Source organism: Rhodopila sp. (assembly GCF_035548235.1).
GTDB lineage: Bacteria > Pseudomonadota > Alphaproteobacteria > Acetobacterales > Acetobacteraceae > Rhodopila.
Genome location: NZ_DASZTJ010000301.1, coordinates 1 through 2,432 on the forward strand (window position 1 = coordinate 1; position 2,432 = coordinate 2,432).

Genomic DNA, 2,432 nt, shown 5'->3' on the forward strand with positions numbered 1-2,432 from the left:
CAGCGTCACCTTGCGCGCCGTCACGGTGTCGTCCGGCTTCACCAGGTAGACGTAGGTGCCGAGGCTTCCACGCTGGATCGCGGCGGTCGGCAGCACGGTCACGCCGTGCAGCGTATCGACCAGGAGCGCGGCGTTGACGAACTGGTTCGGGAACAGCGCCTCGTCGGGATTGGGGAAGTCGGCGCGCAGCTTCACCGTGCCCGTGCTGATGTCGACCTGATTGTCGACGGTGGCCAGCGTTCCGCGGGCCAGCTCGGTCTTGCCGCTGCGGTCATAGGCGGTGACCGGCAGGGCCGCGCCGGCGAGCATGCGCGCGCGCACCCGGCGGGTATCGTCTTCCGGCAGCGTGAAGATCACGCTGATCGGCTTCATCTGCGTAATGACGACCAGGCCGTTGGCGTCGCTGGTCTGGACATAATTGCCGACATCGACCTGACGCAGGCCGACCCGGCCACTGACCGGCGCGGTAATGTGGCAATAGATCAGGTTCAGCTTGGCGGTGTTGATCGCGGCCTGATCCGCCTTGACGGCGCCCTGGTACTGACGGACCAGCGCGTCCTGCGTGTCGAGCTGCTGCCGGGCGATCGAATCCTGCTCCACCAGGGTCCGATAGCGCGCGGCGTCGACCTGGGCGTTGGTCAACTGCGCCGCATCCTGGGCGAGCTTGGCCTCGGCTTCCTCCAATTGCAGCTGGTAGGGGCGGGGGTCGATCTGGGCGAGGAAGTCGCCTTCCTGGACTTCCTGGCCTTCCTTGAAGCCCAGCTTGACGAGCTGTCCGGCGATCTGTGTGCGGACCGTCACCGTGGCGAGCGGCGTTACCGTGCCGAGGCCTTGGAGCACGATCGGCATGTCGCCGCTCTGCGCCCGGACGGCCGCCACCGGCATGGCCTGGTCGGCGGCACCGTGCCGCGCGCGGCGGTTCGCCGCTTCCTGGGACGGATGCGGCTTGAGGATCGCGAACGCGATCGTGCCGGCCAGGGCGAGGACGACAGCAATCCAGACGAAGCGCCGGGCGGCCGACCGGCGGGCCGGCGGGGGATCGGCGATGCTCACGAGGGCCGGGCCTGTCCGGCGATGGTCGATGTCACGCTCCGATCCCCGACGATGCGAATGATTCCCAATCCAGCAATGCCTTCAAACGCCAAGATTGTGGCGAGATTGCGGGTTCTGCACGGGCCGCCGCGTCCGGCGGGAATACCTGGCTTCTACGGCACGCATACCATCAACGATAGAGCAAAGCGGGCCGCGGCCTCTTCCGGTGCGGGGTGGCCCCGCATATCGTCGGTTGCGGAACGCGCGCCCGGCCATACATCTTTTCCATCGGTTCGCGTTCGGGGATCATTGCGGCACGCGCCGCGTCCGCCGCGGGGCGAGGGGCCGCCGGGAAATCGACGATGCACGACCATTCGGGCCACGCCCATCACCATGGCGACGATCACGGCGGCGACGCGCGCCGGATCGCGTGGGCGCTGGCGTTGACGGTCGGCTTCATGGGCGCCGAGGTCGTCGCCGGCTTCGTGTCCGGCTCGCTGACCCTGCTCGCCGATGCCGGCCATATGCTGACCGACGCGGCGGCGTTGGGCATGGCGCTGACGGCGATGCGCGTCAGCACCCGGCCGTCCGACAAACGTCGCTCGTTCGGGTATCACCGGCTTCCGGTACTGGCCGCCCTGGTCAACGGCCTGGCCCTGTTCGCCATCGTCGGCTGGATCGCGTTCGAGGCGGCCCAGCGCTTCCTCGCCCCGGTTCCGGTGCTGGCCGGCCCGATGCTGATCGTCGCCGTTCTCGGCCTGCTGTCGAATATCGCGGCCTTCGCGATATTGCGGTCGGGTAGCCGCGACGACCTCAACATGCGGGGCGCCGCGGCCCACGTCGTGGGCGACCTGCTGGGTTCGATCGCGGCCATCGCGGCCGCCCTCGTGATCCTGGCCACCGGCTGGACGCCGATCGACCCGCTGCTGTCGGTGCTGGTCGCGCTTCTGGTCCTGCGCAGCGCCTGGGCCGTGATCCGGCGCGCCGCGCACATCCTGCTCGAAGGCACGCCCGAGGGTTTCGACGCCGGCCAGATCCGCGATGCGGTCGCGGTCGCCCACCCGGACGTCCACGACGTCCATCATGTCCATGTCTGGTCGCTGACGCCCGAACGGTCGCTGGCGACGCTTCACGTCCGCGTGCGGGGCGACGCCAGCCCCGGGCCGGTGCTGCGCGCCGTCACGCGGATGCTGGGCGACAGGTTCGGCCTGCACCACGCGACCGTGCAGATCGAGACGGAGAATTGCCCGGAGGGCGCGGATTGCGCAGAGCCGAGCGGCACGCCCCTGCGCCCGGCCTGATCTTCGGGCGCCGGAGCCGCCGACCGTTTCATGGAAAACGGGAACGATCTTTGACGCATGAAGCCCGCCGGTCGGAATCGACCGACATTCCCTCAAGCG

2 protein-coding genes are annotated in these 2,432 nt (G+C 69.2%); one reads left to right on the forward strand and one right to left on the reverse strand.

Translation table 11 applies throughout. The features are described 5' to 3' along the window. A partial coding sequence (locus tag VHB27_RS24645; protein ID WP_325605670.1) for an efflux RND transporter periplasmic adaptor subunit occupies window positions 1-1,053 on the reverse strand: 1,053 nt, incomplete at its 3' end. Between the two features lie 341 nt (window positions 1,054-1,394). On the opposite strand from VHB27_RS24645, the gene VHB27_RS24650 reads away from it, so the two are divergent. Next, window positions 1,395-2,333: a cation diffusion facilitator family transporter gene (locus VHB27_RS24650; protein ID WP_325605672.1), complete on the forward strand. Its 939-nt coding sequence runs from the start codon at window positions 1,395-1,397 to the stop codon at window positions 2,331-2,333. Window positions 2,334-2,432 lie beyond the last annotated feature (99 nt).